The organism is Streptomyces sp. NWU339, from assembly GCF_003143855.1.
In the GTDB taxonomy this organism is placed as follows: domain Bacteria; phylum Actinomycetota; class Actinomycetes; order Streptomycetales; family Streptomycetaceae; genus Streptomyces.
Genome location: NZ_QFRK01000026.1, coordinates 116,862 through 132,245, shown reverse-complemented (window position 1 = coordinate 132,245; position 15,384 = coordinate 116,862). Strand labels below are relative to the sequence as shown.

Sequence of the window (15,384 nt, the reverse complement as noted above, 5' to 3'; positions counted from 1 at the left end):
CGGATCAACATCAACGAGCGGTCGTGCTCCGCCAGCCCGGACGGCTGCATAACCGTCGTGAGYGGCCTGGGCGCCAAGAGCTTCAACATCCGCAACGACAGCAAGAGGACCGTCGAGTTCTTCCGCGGGGCGACCTGCGACAACKGCGCCCCCRTMGCGACGGTCGGCCCCCACAGCGAAGCGAACGGCATCAAGGTGCACCACACCAAGGGGGTCCGCGTCAAGGACGGRGTGGTGGGCAGCTTCCGGGTCGTCCACCGCTTCGGCAAGCACGGCGGGGACGAAGGATTCGGCGGATACTGACCGAACCGCCGCCCCGGCACCACGCACAGACCCCGGCCCGCTGGAATCGGGCCGGGGTTCTGCCTGCAGCATCCCACCCCGGACACCCGCTTTCACCCACCCACCCGGGCGCCCCGGCATAAATCCGGACAGCGGCGCCCTGCCGGCCCAGCCCCGCCCGGAAGTGCATCCCGGCCGCTGGTTCAGCCGGCGTCTGATCCGCGTCGTCGTACCCCGCGGTGCAGACGGCACCATTGGGTGCCGTCGACTTGGTGACGTTGTCGTTGTCGTCGTACTCCTGTGCCAGAGCAACGGAAACCTACGCAGCAGACCCGCACCGAAGCCCACGCCACCCCAGCCGGCGACGGCTACGCCCATTCGATGTCGAGTTCGGTGAGTGCGGTGCGCTGCTCCTGGGTGAGTTTGTCGCGCCTCGATTTGGTGTTGGAGACCCATACGCCCAGCTTCACGGTCACCGGCTCGGTCTCGCCGTCGACGGTGATCTGCCCGCTGTGGCCGCGCGGTACCGGCCGTTGGCCTTCCCGTTCGACCCATTGTGTGAGGGCGGTCAGGCCGCGCTGGAATGCCTGCTGCGCCTTGCTGGTGCCTTTCGTCCCACTCACGGCTGCCGGGGCGCCAGGCGGCGCCGAGGCGGGCTTGACGCCCAGCCGGGTCAGCCGCTCCTGCTGCTCGGTCGACAACTGCTTCCAGGTGCCTGGCTGCTTCTGCCGCTGAAGCCACCGTCCGAGGTCGTCACCGTCCACGAACACCCCGGGTGCGATGTCGGGCAGCACGCCATGGGGCTCGTCGGCGACGAGGTCGGCGAGCACCTTGTAGTGGCGTTGCCAGTCGAGTGGCCAGGGGCAGTTCCAGTCCTCGTCGATGGCCGTCAGCTGTTTCGCGCGTTCCTCCGCCCGCTTCGGGTCCTTCCCCAGGCAGCCTCGCCTGCGGAGGTTGGCCATGTGCTGCCCGATGGGCACGAGGCCCTCGGCCTGGCTCTCGCCCCAGACCGCGTCCTGGCGGGGTGCGAGGTGCCCGGTGGCGCGCCGGTACGACCGCAGCGCGGCGAGCTTGCTCTCCCACGCCTCCTCGCCGGGTCCCCAGACCATGCCGGGGCGTTGTCACGTTGGCTGACCGGCCTGGGATGATCTTGGAGTTGATCGTGCCGGGGAGGGGGTCGTTCGTGTCGTCCGCGCCGCCGTCGTACCAGGGCCATCGGTACCCGGTGGAGATCATCGCGCACGCGGTATGGCCGTACTTCCGCTTCCCACTCAGTTTCCGTGAGGCCGGGGAGCTGATGCCCGGGCGCGGCGTGATCGTCTCCTACGAGACGATCCGCCGCTGGTGCGCGAAGTTCGGCCAGGTCTACGCCAACGCGCTGCGTCGCCGGCGTCCCCGGCCCGGTGATAAGTGGCACCTGGACGAGGTCTTCATCAAGATCAACGGGGAACGGAAGTATCTGTGGCGGGCCGTGGACGCCGACGGCACCGTCCTGGACATCCTCGTCCAGAACCGGCGGGACACCACTGCGGCCCGGCGGTTCTTCCGCACACTGCTCACAAAGACCCGCACGGTGCCGCGGGTGGTGGTCACCGACAGGCTGCGCTCCTACGGCACGGCGCACCGCGAGGTGATGCCCTCGGTCGAGCACCGCTGTCACCAGGGCCTGAACAACCGGGCCGAGAACAGCCACCAGCCGACGAGGCAGCGCGAACGCGCCGTGAAGGGCTTCCGTTCCGTCGGCGGGGCCCAGCGGTTCCTGCCCGCGTTCAGCGGTATCTCGCCCCACTTCCGTCCTCACCGCCACCGGATGACCGCCTCCGACCACCGCGCCGAGATGACCGTCCGCTTCGCGATCTGGGAGCAGGTCACCGGCGTCGCCGGCCTGTCTGCCGCGGCCTGAGCACGGAGCGGAAGCTGGCCCCACCACACCCGACACACCGTCAGGCACTCACACACCCAACAACGTGACAACGCCCGTGGAACACCCACACCTGGAAGCCCGCGCTTGCCGAGGCCGGGATCATTCCACCGCGTGCCAAGGATGCGAAGCCGTGGCAGTGGGAGGCGGCGCCGAAGGACGGCTTCCACGTACTGCGTCACACCTATGCCTCGATCATGCTGGAGGCGGGGGAGTCCGTGGTGACGTTGGCGCGATGGCTCGGGCACTCCTCGCCGGCCATCACGCTCGGTTACTATGCTCACTTCATGCCGGAGGCCGGGAGCAAGGGGCGCACAGTGATCGACGGACTGCTCGGGGAGCAGGGGGATCAGTGTGTCGGCCGGAACTCCCCAGATTCTCCCCAGGGCTGATCGTGGCCGACTCCCCGGAGCACGGGGATCTTGGGGAGGTCATGGATTGCAAGGTCAGGGGATCGCGTAGCCTGGCGAAATGCTGACCGAGGTCACCGCCACCCGCTACATCACGCCCCTGCGCGAGGGCGGCTCGCTGCCGGGACTGGTCGAGGGCGACGACCTCCGCACCTACGTCCTCAAATTCACCGGTGCGGGGCAGGGGCGCAAGACCCTGGTCGCAGAGGTCGTCTGCGGGGAACTCGCCCGCCGGCTGGGGTTCCGGGTGCCGCGCCTGGTGACGGTCGAACTCGACCCGGTGCTGGGACTGGGTGAGCCCGACGAACAGGTTCAGGAACTCCTCAAGTCCAGTGGGGGCACCAATCTGGGCATGGACTTCCTCTCCGGCGCGCTCGGCTTCGACCCGCTCGCCTTCGAGGTGAGCCCCGAAGAGGCCGGGCGGGTCGTCTGGTTCGACGCGCTGGTGAACAACGTCGACCGGTCCTGGCGCAACCCCAACCTGCTGAGCCGGCACGGCGAGCTCTGGCTGATCGACCACGGCGCCACCATGATCTGGCACCACAACTGGCCCGGCGTCGAAGCGTCCGCCGCCCGCCCCTACGACGCCTCCGACCACGCCCTGAAGACCTTCGCGCCGGATGTGGCCGCCGCGGCGGCGGACCTCGCGCCCCACGTCACCGAGGACCTGCTCGGCGAGGTCACCGCACAGATTCCCGACGCATGGCTGGTGGACGAGCCGGGATTCGACAGCCCGGACGAGCTCCGGCGGGCCTACGCACGGCCCCTGCTCGCCCGCGCGGCCACCGTCGACCAGTGCGTCCACGGCCTCGGGGAGGACGAGTGAGCGACCGGCACGTCTTCGAATACGCGCTGCTGCGGGTCGTACCGCGCGTCGAGCGCGGCGAGTGCGTCAACGCGGGGGTGCTCGTGTACTGCCGTCACGAGGCGTTCGTCGGGGCGCGCACCCATCTCGACGCGTCCCGGCTGCTGGCCCTCGACCCGCACGTGGACCTGGCCGGTGTACGGGCCGCGCTGCGTGCCGTCGAGGGAGTGTGCGCCGGCGGGGAGGCGGCGGGCCAGGCCGCCGGGGACGACGCCGGGCGGCGCTTCCGCTGGCTGGTCGCGCCCCGCTCCACCGTCGTCCAGCCCGGGCCCGTGCACACCGGGCTCACCGCCGATCCGGCGGCCGAGGTGGAGCGGCTGCTCGACCTGCTCGTGCGCTGAACCGGCGACACCCTTGTGGTGGGTGCCGGTCCGGGGGTCAGCGCCGACGGCGCCTCACCACGTAGCCGGCCGCGGCGGCGGCACCCGCCGCGAACGCCAGGCCGATTCCGATGTCCCAGTCGCTCGGCCCGGTGTCCGAGGAGCCGCCCAGCCCGCCCTCCACACCCCGCGTGGGCGCGACCGGGGCGGGAGCGGTGGGAGCCGGAGGCGTCACCGCGGGGGCCGTGGGCGTCACGGGGATGGTGGGGGCCGCGACGGTAGCCGCGGTGGTGGGCGCGGGCCGGGGAGAGCTGGTGGAGGAAGTGAGGGGGGTGTCCCGGCGGGGAAGCGCCTCGCAGGCGATGTCGTCGTCCGGGCCCTGCTCCCCGTCGAGTCCGTTGGGATCGCTCCGGTCCAGGTTGAACAGGGCCTGCGCCTCCTCCTGGTAGGTGAAGTCCCGGCAGTTCAGATCCTGTGCGTGAGCGGTGTGGGCCGAGGGCACGGTCGCGGCGAGCGCGATCAGTACGCCGAGGACACCGGTGCGACGGCACATGGAGCGCCTCCTTTCCGGCCGCGAGTGGTTGCTCCGGCCGTGAGTGGCTCGCGCTTTGACGCTAGGGCCTGTCCGGCGGATCAACCCGCAGACGCGGTGGGCCGGCACGTTCGTCCGCGGCGTTGTCGTCGCTCATCGACGCGTCGCGTCGACGCCCACCTCCGCCGTGCGGCTGGACGCATCAGCCCCCCGCTCACCTGCGCCGATGGGCGCCGCCGATTTCCTGCGACCTGATCCGCCGGACAGGTCGCAGGAGAGCCCCCGCACCGGGACGCGCAGCCGTAGGCCGATCGGGTGGCACGGGCGGGGCCGCGGGGCCGGTCGGGGCGGGGCCCCGGGGCGGGACGGCGCCGACCGGGGCACGGCCCGCTAGGGGGCGGCGGCCCGGGGAATGGATCACACAGCAGGATGTGCCGTTGACACCGGGTGCCAGGGCTTCTAGCGTCACGTCTGCTGAAGGTACTAAGCGGTCGCTCATTGACGGGGCGGACCGCAGGAGCCGCATCCCAAGGGCGAGGAGAAGCAGCAATGTCCACCATTGAGCAGCAGCGGGTCGCGGTCGTCACCGGTGCCGCGCGCGGTATCGGCGCCGCCACCGCCGTACGGCTGGCCGCCGAGGGCCACGCGGTCGCCGTGATCGACCTCGACGAGGGCGCGTGCAAGGACACCGTCGAGAAGATCACCGCCGCCGGTGGCAAGGCGCTCGCGGTCGGCTGCGACGTCTCGGACGAGGCGCAGGTCGAGGCCGCCGTCGCACGCATCGCCGGGGAACTCGGCGCGCCGACCATCCTGGTCAACAACGCGGGTGTGCTGCGCGACAACCTGCTGTTCAAGATGAGCGTCGCCGACTGGGACACCGTCATGAACGTGCACCTGCGGGGCGCTTTCCTGATGTCGAAGGCATGCCAGAAGCACATGGTGGACGCCGGCTTCGGCCGCATCGTCAACCTGTCCTCCTCCTCCGCGCTCGGCAACCGTGGCCAGGTCAACTACTCCGCCGCCAAGGCGGGTCTGCAGGGATTCACCAAGACCCTCGCCAAGGAGCTCGGCAAGTTCGGTGTCACGGCCAACGCCGTCGCCCCCGGCTTCATCGCCACCGAGATGACCAAGGCCACCGCCGAGCGCGTCGGCATGGGCTTCGACGACTTCAAGGCCGCCGCCGCCACCCAGATCCCGGTCGCCCGCGTCGGCGAGCCGGAGGACATCGCCAACGCCATCGCCTTCTTCACCGGCGAGGCCGCCGGATTCGTCTCGGGCCAGGTGCTGTACGTGGCCGGCGGACCGCTCGACTAGGGAATTACGGGACATGACTTCAGTGGAACTCTCGGGCAAGGTCGCCCTGGTCACCGGTGCCAGCCGCGGCATCGGTCACGGCGTCGCCGAGGCGCTGGTCGCACGCGGCGACCGCGTCTGCATCACCGGCCGCAACGAGGACACCCTCAAGGAGGCCGTCGAGCAGCTGGGCGCCGACCGGGTCATCGGCGTGGCCGGAAAGGCGCACGACGAGGCGCACCAGGCCCTCGCCGTCGAGCGGACGATGGAGGCCTTCGGCCGGATCGACTACCTCGTCAACAACGCCGGCACCAACCCGGTGTTCGGGCCGATCGCCGACCTCGACCTGAACGTGGCGCGCAAGGTCTTCGAGACCAATGTGATCTCGGCGCTCGGCTTCGCCCAGCGCACCTGGCACGCCTGGCAGAAGGACCACGGTGGAGCGATCGTCAACATCGCCTCCGTCGCGGGCATCGCTCCCTCGCCCTTCATCGCCGCCTACGGCGTCAGCAAGGCGGCACTGATCAACCTGACCGCGCAGCTGGCCCACGAGTTCGCGCCCGGGGTGCGGGTCAACGCGATCGCCCCGGCCGTGGTGAAGACCAAGTTCGCCCAGGCACTGTACGAGGGCAGGGAGGAGGAGGCCGCCGCGGCCTACCCGCTGGGCCGGCTCGGCGTGCCCTCCGACATCGGCGGCGCCGCCGCGTTCCTCACCTCGGACCAGGCGGACTGGGTCACCGGCCAGACGCTGGTGGTCGACGGCGGCATCTTCCTGAACGCAGGCGTGGGCTGAGACCGCGTCGGCCGCGTCGCCGACGTGATCCGCCGGACGGCTCAGGGCTGAATCGACGAGGCTGAGCCATAAGGATCCCGGTACGGGCGTCCGTTGACGAAACGGCGCCCGTACTGGTGTTTTCGAAGACAAGTGGACCGCTGACAACGTAGTCAACGCAGAGTGACAACAACATCTACAACGAGTTGATCTCAACGAGCGTACGGGGGAGGGCCACAGAGCGGAATACCGCGGTATCGTCTGCCGACTCTTGGGACGGCAGATCGAGGAGTGTGCGCGTGTTCAAGCGGAATCGATGCCTGCGAGGGGTGGCGGTCATCGCGTCCATCGCGTCGATATCGTCCTTGGCCGGATGCGGTGTGCTGGCGTCCGACACTCCGGACGACCAAGGGCCGATCGTCATGGGGACCACCAGCTCGCCCAGAACGCTGGACCCGGCAGCCTCCTGGGACAACTCCTGGGAACTGTTCCGCAACGTCTACCAGACGCTGCTGGGCTACCCGGTCGGCGCGAGCACGCCCCAGCCGGACGCAGCCGAGAGCTGCGAATTCTCCGACGATTCCCACCAGGTGTTCCGCTGCGAGCTGCGTGAGGGCCTGAAGTTCTCCGACGGCAGCGCCCTCGACGCCAAGGCGGTCAAGCACTCCATCGACCGGATCCGCAAGATCAACGTCAACGGCGGCCCGGCCGGGCTGCTGGGCAGCCTCGAACGGGTGCAGGCGCCGAGCGACCGCGAAGTGGTCTTCCACCTCAACAAGCCCGACGCGACGTTCCCGTTCGTGCTCGCCACGCCGGCCATGTCGATCGTCGCCCCGGAGGCTTACCCGGCCGACGCCCTGCGCGAGCAGTCCGGCATCGTCGGCTCGGGGCCGTACATCCTCCAGTCGTACGACGAGGGCAAGGAGGCCCGACTCGTCCGCAACGACCGCTACGAGGGCTTCGCCGACCGCAAGAACAGTGCCGTGACGATCCGCTATTTCCAGGATTCCGTCACCATGGTCAAGTCGCTGCGCGAGGGGCAGATCGACCTGACCTACCGCGGTCTCGCCGCGGACGACGTCGTCGAACTCCAGGGCCAGGCCTCCAAGAAGGAGGAGCTCCAACTGGTGGAAGGCGCCGGGAACAGCATCAACTACCTGGTGTTCAACCCGAAGGACCCGTGGGCCGGCAAGAAACCGGTGCGCCAGGCGATCGCCCAGATCATCGACCGCGGGGCGATCGCGCACATGATCTACAAGGACACCGTCGACCCGCTGTACTCGATGGTCCCCAAGGGGCTCACCGGCCACACCACCGGCTTCTTCGACGACTACGGCGAGCCCAGTGCCGACAAGGCCCGGAAGATCCTCACCGCGGCGGGCATCAACGAGCCGGTGCCGCTGACCTTCTGGTACACCACGGACCGCTACGGCTCCGAGACCAAGCTGGAGTTCAAGGAGCTGGAGCGCCAGCTGGAGGCCTCCGGGCTGTTCGAGATCACCCTCAAGAGCCGTCCCTGGAAGACGTACGTCACGGGCTACCAGAAGGGCGAGTATCCGGTCTTCGGGCGCGGCTGGTCCCCCGACTTCCCGGACGCCGACAACTTCGTTGCCCCGTTCGTCGGCAAGCAGAACGCGCTCGGCACCCCCTACGAGGCGAATGAGATCAGCAATGTGCTGCTGCCGCGGTCCCGCCGGGAGAGCGACCGGAGCAACGTCGTGAAGGACTTCGAGGCGGCCCAGCAGATCCTCCTGGACGACGCCCGGCTGCTGCCCCTGTGGCAGGGCCGGCAGTACGTGGCGGCGAGCCGCGACATCTCGGGCGCCGAGCGGGCGCTGGATCCGTCGACGATCATGATGGTGTGGCAGCTCTCCCGCAAGACCAGCTGGTAGGAACCGGCGGCGGCAGCGGGGCTGGGCCGGGGCCGGTCGGGGAAGGCGGTTGTCAGTGGTCACCTGTAGGTTTCGAGGCCTGGAAGTGACCACGATCGTGAGGACGTTGACGTGACCGACATCGCCATGCTGCCCGAGTCCTGGCGCGGCGTTCTGGGTGACGAACTGCAGCAGCCCTACTTCGAGCAGCTGACCGAGTTCGTCGAGGAGGAGCGGGCGAAGGGTCCCGTCTACCCGCCCCGCGAGGAGGTCTTCGCGGCACTGGACGCGACGCCGTACGACAAGGTGAAGGTCCTGGTCCTCGGTCAGGACCCCTATCACGGCGAAGGCCAGGGACACGGTCTGTGCTTCTCGGTGCGGCCCGGGGTGCGGATCCCGCCGTCGCTGCGGAACATCTACAAGGAGATGCACGCCGAGCTGGGCACGCCCGTCCCGGACAACGGCTATCTGATGCCGTGGGCCGAGCAGGGCGTGCTGCTGCTCAACGCGGTGCTCACGGTGCGCGGCGGCGAAGCCAACTCGCACAAGGGGCGGGGCTGGGAGCGGTTCACCGACGCGGTCATCCGCGCGGTGGCCGACCGGCCCGATCCGGCGGTCTTCGTGCTGTGGGGCAACTACGCGCAGAAGAAGCTGCCGCTGATCGACGAGAGCCGGCATGTGGTGGTCAAGGGGGCGCACCCGTCGCCGCTGTCGGCGAAGAAGTTCTTCGGATCCCGTCCGTTCACGCAGATCAACGAGGCGGTGGCCGCGCAGGGCCACGAGCCGATCGACTGGACCATCCCGAACCTGGGCTGACGTCCTTCGGGGCGAGAGGTGTCACGGGGCGTCCCGGAGCGGCTTGATCTGGATCGTCCCTGCCTGCCGTAGCGTCGGCGGGGACAGCCGGCGAGCGGTGCGGAGGGCGTGGTGGCAAATCGGCAGGGGCAGGCGGCGCCGGACGCGGTGCTGACGCGGATCGGGCAGGGGGTGATGCTGCACCACGCGGGGGACCGCGTGGAGGCCCGGCACCGTTTCCTCGTTCTGTGGGCGGAGATCGGTGAGCACGGCGACCCCCTGCACCGCTGCACACTGGCCCACTACCTGGCCGACACCCAGGACGACCCAGGGGACGAACTGGCCTGGGACCTAAGGGCGTTGGCGGCAGCGGAAGAGGTCGCCGACGCCCGCCCCGCCGGGTACGAGGGCGCCCCCGCCCTGCGGGCCCTCTACCCGTCCCTGCACCTGAACCTCGCCGCCGACTACGCCCGTCTCGCCCGCCCCGACGCTGCCCGCACCCACCTCAGCCGGGCCCGCGGAGCAGCCCGTACCCTCGCCGCCGACCGCTACGGCGACAAGGTCCGGGCCGCCATCCGGAGCATGGAACTCCTCCTGGGCGAGGCGGGTGCGGCGGGCGAGGAGGGGGAGACCGGGGAATGGGGGCCGCCGAGGGGGCGTCCCTAGGGTGCTCGGGGGTCCGGGGCCCCGTCGGCCGTGCACGGTGCCGACGGGCCGGTCAACGCCCGTATGCCTCCTCACAGATGGCCGACTGCGGGCTGTCCGCCTGCCACTGGCCGTACTTCCTGCCCAGCGCACAGATGTCCGCCCGCTCCCGCAGGTCGCGGCGCACCTTCTCCGAGGCCTCGGAGGCATCCGGGGCGGGCCTTCTGGGTGGTGCGGTCCTTCCGGCGGCCGGGCGGGCGGGGGCGACCCGTCGGTCGCGGACGTCGGACGGCGCGGTCCTCTCCGGTACGGGCGCGGGTGCGGCGGGGGTGGCGCGCTGCGAGGGGGGCGCGGGCGGCTCCGTCGGCCGGGACGGAGCGATCATTTCCAGGGCCTCGCGCGCCGGCGCCTGAACGACCTGTGTCCGTGCCCTGCCGTCCAGGTGCGGCGCCGCCGGGTGGGACACGCCTGCCGGCGGGCCGGCCACGGGGGGACGCTGGACCGTCACGCAGCCCGCGAGAGCCGTGACCGCCACGGTCATCAGAAGCGTTGCAGTGGTCGTCTTTCGATGCACTCGCGTCACTCTGCTGGCTTTGACCGTCCGGGGGACGGTGGACTGGCGGAGGATCCCCCGCACGGGTGATCTCCGCCCCCTTTCGGGGGGTCGCGGGCGTGCCGGGGATGACGTCAGTCGCCGGTGGTGCCGTCGAGACGCTCGCGGATCAGATCGGCGTGGCCGTTGTGACGGGCGTACTCCTCGATCATGTGGATGTGGATCCAGCGCAGGTTGAACTGCTCGCCGCTGCGGTGCCTGCCCTTGGCCAGGTCGTCCAGTGAGACGCCGGCCGAGTTGCGCCGGGCGACGTCGATCTCGGTCTGCCAGGTGGCGTAAACCTCCTGCCAGGTGTCCGCCTCGGTGGGGTGGAAAACGCCGTCCGGGTCGGCCTCGCTGCAGTAGATCGGGCCGGGGTCGTCCGCCGCGAGCACCTTGCGGTACCAGTGGCGCTCCACCTCCGCCATGTGCCGTACCAGCCCCATCAGGGACAGGTCGGACGGCGGCACCGAGGCGGTGCGCAGTTGCTCGTCGGTCAGGCCCTCGCACTTGTGGGCGAGGGTCTGGCGGTGGTACTCGAGCCAGTCCTCCAGCATGGGGCGTTCGTCGGCGGTGGTGGCGGGTTCACGGCGCTCGGTTGTCATGGGCGCATCCTTTCCTGCGGGCGCCGCGCCGCGCCACACGTTTTCAGGCGGCGAGCATCCCGTGCAGCAGTTCCCGCAGGTCCGCCCGGACCTCGTCCAGGGTCGGCACGCGCGCGCTGAAGGACCCGGCCACGCAGGAGAACATCAGTCCGTCGGCCCAGGCGATCAGCGACAGCGCGTGCCGGTCCGGGGAGGTGGAGCCGAGCCCGACGACCAGGCCGGTGAGCTGGTCGCGGAACCGGGCGCCGGCCGCGTCGAAGTGGGCTCGCAGCTCGGGGCGGCGGGTCGCTTCCAGGGCCAGTTCGTAGCGGGCGAGGGTCAGTTCGCGATGACGCGTCAGGGCGCGGTGGGTGGCCAGCGCCATCGCGTCCAGCAACGAGTCGGTCCCGGCCCGCGGGTCCGGCATCTCGTGCAGTGCGAGGACGCGTGCCTCCCGCTCGGCGAGCCGCCGTACCGCCAGCTCCAGCAGCGCCTGCCGGGTGCGCGCCACGTTCGAGGTGGAGCCCTGGGGCAGTCCGGCCGCCTGGTCGACCGCACGGTGGGTGAGGCCGCGCATCCCGCGCTCGGCGAGCAGGGCGAGAGCGGAGTCGGCGACGAGGTCGGCGCGGGAGGCGCCTGCGGTGCGTACGGACATGAGGGTCAAGCTACCCTCGGCACTACAGCCGTAGTACAGTCGGCCCCGGGATGACTACAGCTGTAGTCATCGGGGTCTTGAAGCCGACAGGCCGACAGCCCGAGGAGCAGCGGAACCGAGGAGGAGCCGTGGCACAGGTGATGGGGAAAGCCGTAGTGATCGGCGGTGGGATCGGCGGCCTGACCGCGGCGGCCGCCCTGCACCGGCGCGGGGTGAAGGTGACCGTGTTGGAACGGGCCGGCTCACTCGAGCCGGTCGGCGCGGCCATCTCCCTCGCCCCCAACGCGCTGCGCGGGCTGGACGTCATCGGACTCGGCGACGGCGTCCGGGCGCTGTCCGCCTGGCAGGGCGACGGGGGCCTGCGCGCACCCGGCGGGCGTTGGCTCTCCCGGACCGGCGCGGCGGCCGCCACCGAGCGCTTCGGCGGGCCCCTCGTCCTGCTCCACCGCGCCACCCTCATCGACCGGTTGGCCGGGCTGCTCCCACCGGACACCGTCCGCACGGCCACCGCCGCGCACCTCCTCGATCCGGGCGACCCCGGCGACTCCGCCCGGCCCGCCCGCGTGAGCACCCCCGACGGCGAGCTGGAGGCCGACCTGGTGGTGGCCGCCGACGGTGTCCACTCCGCCGTACGCCGCCTGCTCTTCCCGGACCATCCCGGGGCCGTGTACGCCGGCTTCACCACCTGGCGGACGGTGATCCCGCTGCCCGGCGTGCGGTTCGCCTCCCACGAGACCTGGGGCCGGGGCTGCCTGTGGGGCACCCATCCGCTCAAGGACGGCCTCGTCTACGCGTACGCCGCGGCCCTGGCCCCCGCCGGGCAGCACGCCCCCGACGACGAGCGCGCCGAACTGCTGCGCCGCTACGGCGACTGGCACGCCCCGATCCCCGCCGTACTGGCCGCCGTCCGCCCCGAGGACGTGCTGCGGCACGACGTCCACCACATCACCGAGCCGCTGCCCGCCTACCACCACGGCCGGGTCGCCCTGGTCGGCGACGCCGCGCACGCCATGCCCCCCACCCTCGGCCAGGGCGGCAACCAGGCCGTCGAGGACGCGGTCACCCTCGCTCACCACTCCGGTGACCTGCCCGCCTACACCGCCGCCCGGCTGCCCCGTACCACCGCCATCGCCCGCCGGGCGGTGCGGGCGGCCTGCCTGAACATGATGACCAACCGCGCCGGGATCGCCGTACGCGACACCGTGATCGCCGCGCTGTCGAAGGCCGGACCGGCGCTGCTCCTGCGGAGCTTCGACGACATCGCCGCCTGGCGGCCCCCGGCGGCGGACGCCGTATCCTTTCCGGCGTCCTTTCCGACAGATGAGGACGGAGCCCGCGCCGCGGGCGACAACCGGAACCGGGACCGAGGCCGGACCGCGGACCGGATCCGCGACGGACAACCGCTGGAGGAGAACACCCCGTGAAGGTCGGCTGCATCGGACTCGGCGACATCGCGCAGAAGGCGTACCTCCCGGTGCTCGCCACCCGGCCCGGCGTGGAGCTGCACCTGCAGACCCGCACGCCCGCGACACTCACCCGGGTCGCCGACGGCCTCCACCTGCCGCGCGGACAGCGGCACGCCGACCTCGACGCCCTGCTCGCCCAGGATCTCGACGCCGCCTTCGTGCACGCCCCGACCCAGGTCCACCCGGAGATCGTGACCCGGCTGCTCGAGGCGGGCGTACCGACCTACGTCGACAAGCCACTCGCCTACGAACTCGCCGACTCCGCGCGGCTCGTGTCCCTCGCCGAGAAACGGAACACCAGCCTCGCCGTCGGCTTCAACCGGCGCTTCGCCCCGGGCTACGCGCAGTGCGCCGACCACCCGCGTGAGCTGATCCTGCTGCAGAAGAACCGGATCGGGTTGCCGGAGGAGCCGCGCACGATGATCCTCGACGACTTCATCCACGTCGTCGACACCCTGCGCTTCCTTGTTCCCGGGCCGATCGACGACGTGACCGTGCGGGCCCGCACCGGGGGCGGACTGCTGCACCACGTGGTGCTCCAGCTCGCCGGGGACGGATTCACCGCGCTCGGCGTGATGAACAGGCTCAGCGGTTCGGCCGAGGAGATCCTCGAGGTCTCCGGCCAGGACAGCAAGCGGCAGGTGGTCAACCTGGCCGAGGTCATCGACCACAAGGGCCAGCCCACCGTCCGGCGGCGCGGGGACTGGGTGCCGGTGGCCCGGCAGCGCGGCATCGAACAGGCGGTGCTCGCCTTCCTCGACGCGGTGGGCGAGGGCAGGACGCTCAGCGCCCGGGACGCGCTGGCGACCCATGAGCTGTGTGAGCGTGTGGTGCGTGCGGTGCGGGAGCGGGCCGCCGCCTGAGCCGCAGGGTCCGTATGCCCTCGGCCGCTCCCCAGACGCCCAGCACCAGCAGCGCCGCCTGCGGCGGCCAGTCGCCGAAGCGGACGTAGGGCGTGGTGCCGTGGGAGAGCGGGACGTCGTACACCTGCGCCGCGCTCGCGTCCGTGCCGAGCCACGGGCCCACGCGCGCGCCGTCCGGGCCGTGGACGGCGGACACACCGGTCAGCGTCGCGTGCACCATCGGGCGGCCGGTCTCGGCGGCGCGCAGCGCGGCGAGCGAGGCGTGCTGCCCGGGTGCCCAGCTCTGCTGGAACGTCGACGTCGACGACTGGGCGAGCAGCACATCGGCGCCGTCCCCGGCCAGGTGCCGGCTCATGTCCGGGAAGGCGGACTCGAAGCAGACCATGGGGCCGATCCGCAGCCCGCTCCCCGCGTTCATCAGCACCTGCTCCGAACCGCGCCTGCGGTCCTCGCCCGCCGCCTCGCCGACGGAGGTGGCCCAGCCCAGCAGGGAACGGGCCGGGACGTACTCCCCGAACGGAACCAGCCGCATCTTGTCGTACCGGTCACCGGTGAGTCCGTCCGGGCCGACCAGCACCGAACTCTTGTGGATGCCGGGCTGGTCGGAGCGCCGAGCGTCCACGTTGACCAGGAGCTCGGCGCCCGTCGCACGCGACAGCGCGGCAAGACGTCGCGCCAGGTCGGGCCGGACACCGAGGTCGAAACCGACGCTGCTCTCACCCCAGACGACCAGGTCGACGTCCCGGCCGGCGAGCTCCCGGGTGAGCCGCTCCTCGCGGTCGAAGCGCCGGTCCGCACTGTCCGGCCCGGAGACGACCCCCGGCTGGACGACCGCGATCCTGGCCCGGCCGTCGGCGTCCGGGAGGGGCATCCCCGCCCACGCGGCGGAGGTGACCACGCCCGTGGCGACCAGACCGGCCACGGCAGGCACCCGGGCCTGCCGCACCACGAGGAGCACGGCCACGGCCACGTTCAGCACCACCAGCAGAAAACTGAGCAGCCAGGTCCCGCCGACCGACGCCAGCCGCAGCGCCGCGCCCACCTGCCACTGACTCGCACCGAGCAGGCCCCAGGGGCCGCCCAGCGCCTCCCAGGAGCGCACCAGCTCGACGGCCAGCCAGCCCGAGGGCAGCACGACCAGCGCGGCCCCGACCCTCCCCCGCGACGGCACCCCGCCCAGCAGCCGTCGCACCAGCCACCCCCAGGGCGCCCACAGCGCGCCCAACAGGGCCGCGAGGACGAACGTGAACACATGCAGGTTCGGCAGCAGCCAGTGGTGCATCGCGAACATGAAACCGAACCCGCCCCACCAGCCGTCGTACGCGGCGCGGCGGCCCGTGGGCGCGGAACGCGCCAGCAGAATCCAGGGCACCAGCGCGACGTGGGCGAACCACCACAGGGACGGGGCGGGGAAGGCGAGGACGGGTAGGGCTCCCGCGCCCGCGGCGACGACCGAGCGCCGCCACGGGGAGACGAGCCAGTGGCCGGACGACTTCAACGGCGCCTCCCTGTCCCGCG

Annotated in this window: 16 protein-coding genes and 2 pseudogenes; 12 read left to right on the top strand and 6 right to left on the bottom strand. The window is 71.5% G+C overall.

All coding sequences use genetic code 11. The annotated features are described in order from the left end of the window. Positions 1-303, top strand: a pseudogene (locus DIZ27_RS27155) (hypothetical protein); the annotation flags it as partial. 347 nt (positions 304-650) lie between these two features. Here the strand turns inward: DIZ27_RS27155 and DIZ27_RS27150 are convergent. After that, a pseudogene (locus DIZ27_RS27150) lies at positions 651-1,394 on the bottom strand (helicase associated domain-containing protein); the annotation flags it as partial. Between the two features lie 32 nt (positions 1,395-1,426). Between DIZ27_RS27150 and DIZ27_RS27145 the strand changes: the two are divergent. From DIZ27_RS27145 to DIZ27_RS27130, 4 genes are all read left to right on the top strand, one after another. Further along, the gene (locus DIZ27_RS27145; protein ID WP_109381084.1) at positions 1,427-2,185 is read left to right on the top strand and encodes an IS6 family transposase; all 759 of its coding nucleotides are present in this window, start codon (positions 1,427-1,429) and stop codon (positions 2,183-2,185) included. Between the two features lie 119 nt (positions 2,186-2,304). Further along, positions 2,305-2,595 carry a tyrosine-type recombinase/integrase gene (locus tag DIZ27_RS27140; protein ID WP_375232008.1) on the top strand — a complete coding sequence of 97 codons (291 nt, stop codon included), beginning with the start codon at positions 2,305-2,307 and terminating at the stop codon, positions 2,593-2,595. 79 nt (positions 2,596-2,674) lie between these two features. Further along, positions 2,675-3,439 (top strand): HipA family kinase, encoded by a 765-nt coding sequence (locus tag DIZ27_RS27135; protein WP_109381082.1) that lies wholly within the window; start codon positions 2,675-2,677, stop codon positions 3,437-3,439. Continuing rightward, positions 3,436-3,819 carry a DUF3037 domain-containing protein gene (locus DIZ27_RS27130; protein ID WP_109381081.1) on the top strand — a complete coding sequence of 128 codons (384 nt, stop codon included), beginning with the start codon at positions 3,436-3,438 and terminating at the stop codon, positions 3,817-3,819. The genes DIZ27_RS27135 and DIZ27_RS27130 overlap by 4 nt, the downstream gene beginning before the upstream one ends. 37 nt (positions 3,820-3,856) lie before the next feature. Here DIZ27_RS27130 and DIZ27_RS27125 read toward each other — a convergent pair whose 3' ends face one another. Further along, positions 3,857-4,351 (bottom strand): excalibur calcium-binding protein, encoded by a 495-nt coding sequence (locus DIZ27_RS27125; protein ID WP_109381080.1) that lies wholly within the window; start codon positions 4,349-4,351, stop codon positions 3,857-3,859. 528 nt (positions 4,352-4,879) lie between these two features. On the opposite strand from DIZ27_RS27125, the gene fabG reads away from it, so the two are divergent. From fabG to DIZ27_RS27100, 5 genes are all read left to right on the top strand, one after another. Further along, positions 4,880-5,644, top strand: a complete 765-nt coding sequence (gene fabG / locus DIZ27_RS27120; protein WP_109381079.1) for a 3-oxoacyl-ACP reductase FabG — start codon at positions 4,880-4,882, stop codon at positions 5,642-5,644. Positions 5,645-5,657: 13 nt separating this feature from the next. Beyond that, positions 5,658-6,416, top strand: a complete 759-nt coding sequence (locus DIZ27_RS27115; protein ID WP_109381078.1) for an SDR family oxidoreductase — start codon at positions 5,658-5,660, stop codon at positions 6,414-6,416. Between the two features lie 278 nt (positions 6,417-6,694). After that, entirely contained in the window at positions 6,695-8,287 is a 1,593-nt protein-coding gene (locus DIZ27_RS27110) for an ABC transporter substrate-binding protein (RefSeq protein WP_181383712.1), read from the top strand. 111 nt (positions 8,288-8,398) lie between these two features. After that, positions 8,399-9,082 carry a uracil-DNA glycosylase gene (gene ung / locus DIZ27_RS27105; RefSeq protein ID WP_109381076.1) on the top strand — a complete coding sequence of 228 codons (684 nt, stop codon included), beginning with the start codon at positions 8,399-8,401 and terminating at the stop codon, positions 9,080-9,082. A gap of 111 nt (positions 9,083-9,193) precedes the next feature. Beyond that, complete coding sequence (locus DIZ27_RS27100) at positions 9,194-9,727, top strand: hypothetical protein (RefSeq protein WP_109381075.1); 534 nt, start codon at positions 9,194-9,196, stop codon at positions 9,725-9,727. Positions 9,728-9,779: 52 nt separating this feature from the next. On the opposite strand, the gene DIZ27_RS27095 is transcribed toward DIZ27_RS27100, so the two are convergent. The 3 genes from DIZ27_RS27095 to DIZ27_RS27085 form a co-directional block, all read right to left on the bottom strand. Then, positions 9,780-10,247 carry a hypothetical protein gene (locus DIZ27_RS27095; RefSeq protein ID WP_109381074.1) on the bottom strand — a complete coding sequence of 156 codons (468 nt, stop codon included), beginning with the start codon at positions 10,245-10,247 and terminating at the stop codon, positions 9,780-9,782. 146 nt (positions 10,248-10,393) lie between these two features. Then, complete coding sequence (locus tag DIZ27_RS27090; RefSeq protein ID WP_109381073.1) at positions 10,394-10,903, bottom strand: DinB family protein; 510 nt, start codon at positions 10,901-10,903, stop codon at positions 10,394-10,396. Positions 10,904-10,946: 43 nt separating this feature from the next. Continuing rightward, on the bottom strand, positions 10,947-11,537 hold the full coding sequence (locus tag DIZ27_RS27085) for a TetR/AcrR family transcriptional regulator (protein WP_109381072.1): 591 nt from the start codon (positions 11,535-11,537) through the stop codon (positions 10,947-10,949). 140 nt (positions 11,538-11,677) lie between these two features. Between DIZ27_RS27085 and DIZ27_RS27080 the strand changes: the two genes are divergently transcribed. Both DIZ27_RS27080 and DIZ27_RS27075 read left to right on the top strand, forming a co-directional pair. Continuing rightward, positions 11,678-12,961: an FAD-dependent monooxygenase gene (locus tag DIZ27_RS27080; RefSeq protein ID WP_109381096.1), complete on the top strand. Its 1,284-nt coding sequence runs from the start codon at positions 11,678-11,680 to the stop codon at positions 12,959-12,961. Beyond that, a complete protein-coding gene (locus DIZ27_RS27075; protein ID WP_109381071.1) occupies positions 12,958-13,866 on the top strand; it encodes a Gfo/Idh/MocA family protein in 909 nt (302 codons plus the stop codon). Before DIZ27_RS27080 ends, DIZ27_RS27075 begins: the two co-directional genes overlap by 4 nt. Here DIZ27_RS27075 and lnt read toward each other — a convergent pair. After that, complete coding sequence (gene lnt, locus DIZ27_RS27070; RefSeq protein ID WP_181383711.1) at positions 13,787-15,364, bottom strand: apolipoprotein N-acyltransferase; 1,578 nt, start codon at positions 15,362-15,364, stop codon at positions 13,787-13,789. The genes DIZ27_RS27075 and lnt overlap by 80 nt on opposite strands. Between the last annotated feature and the right edge of the window lie 20 nt (positions 15,365-15,384).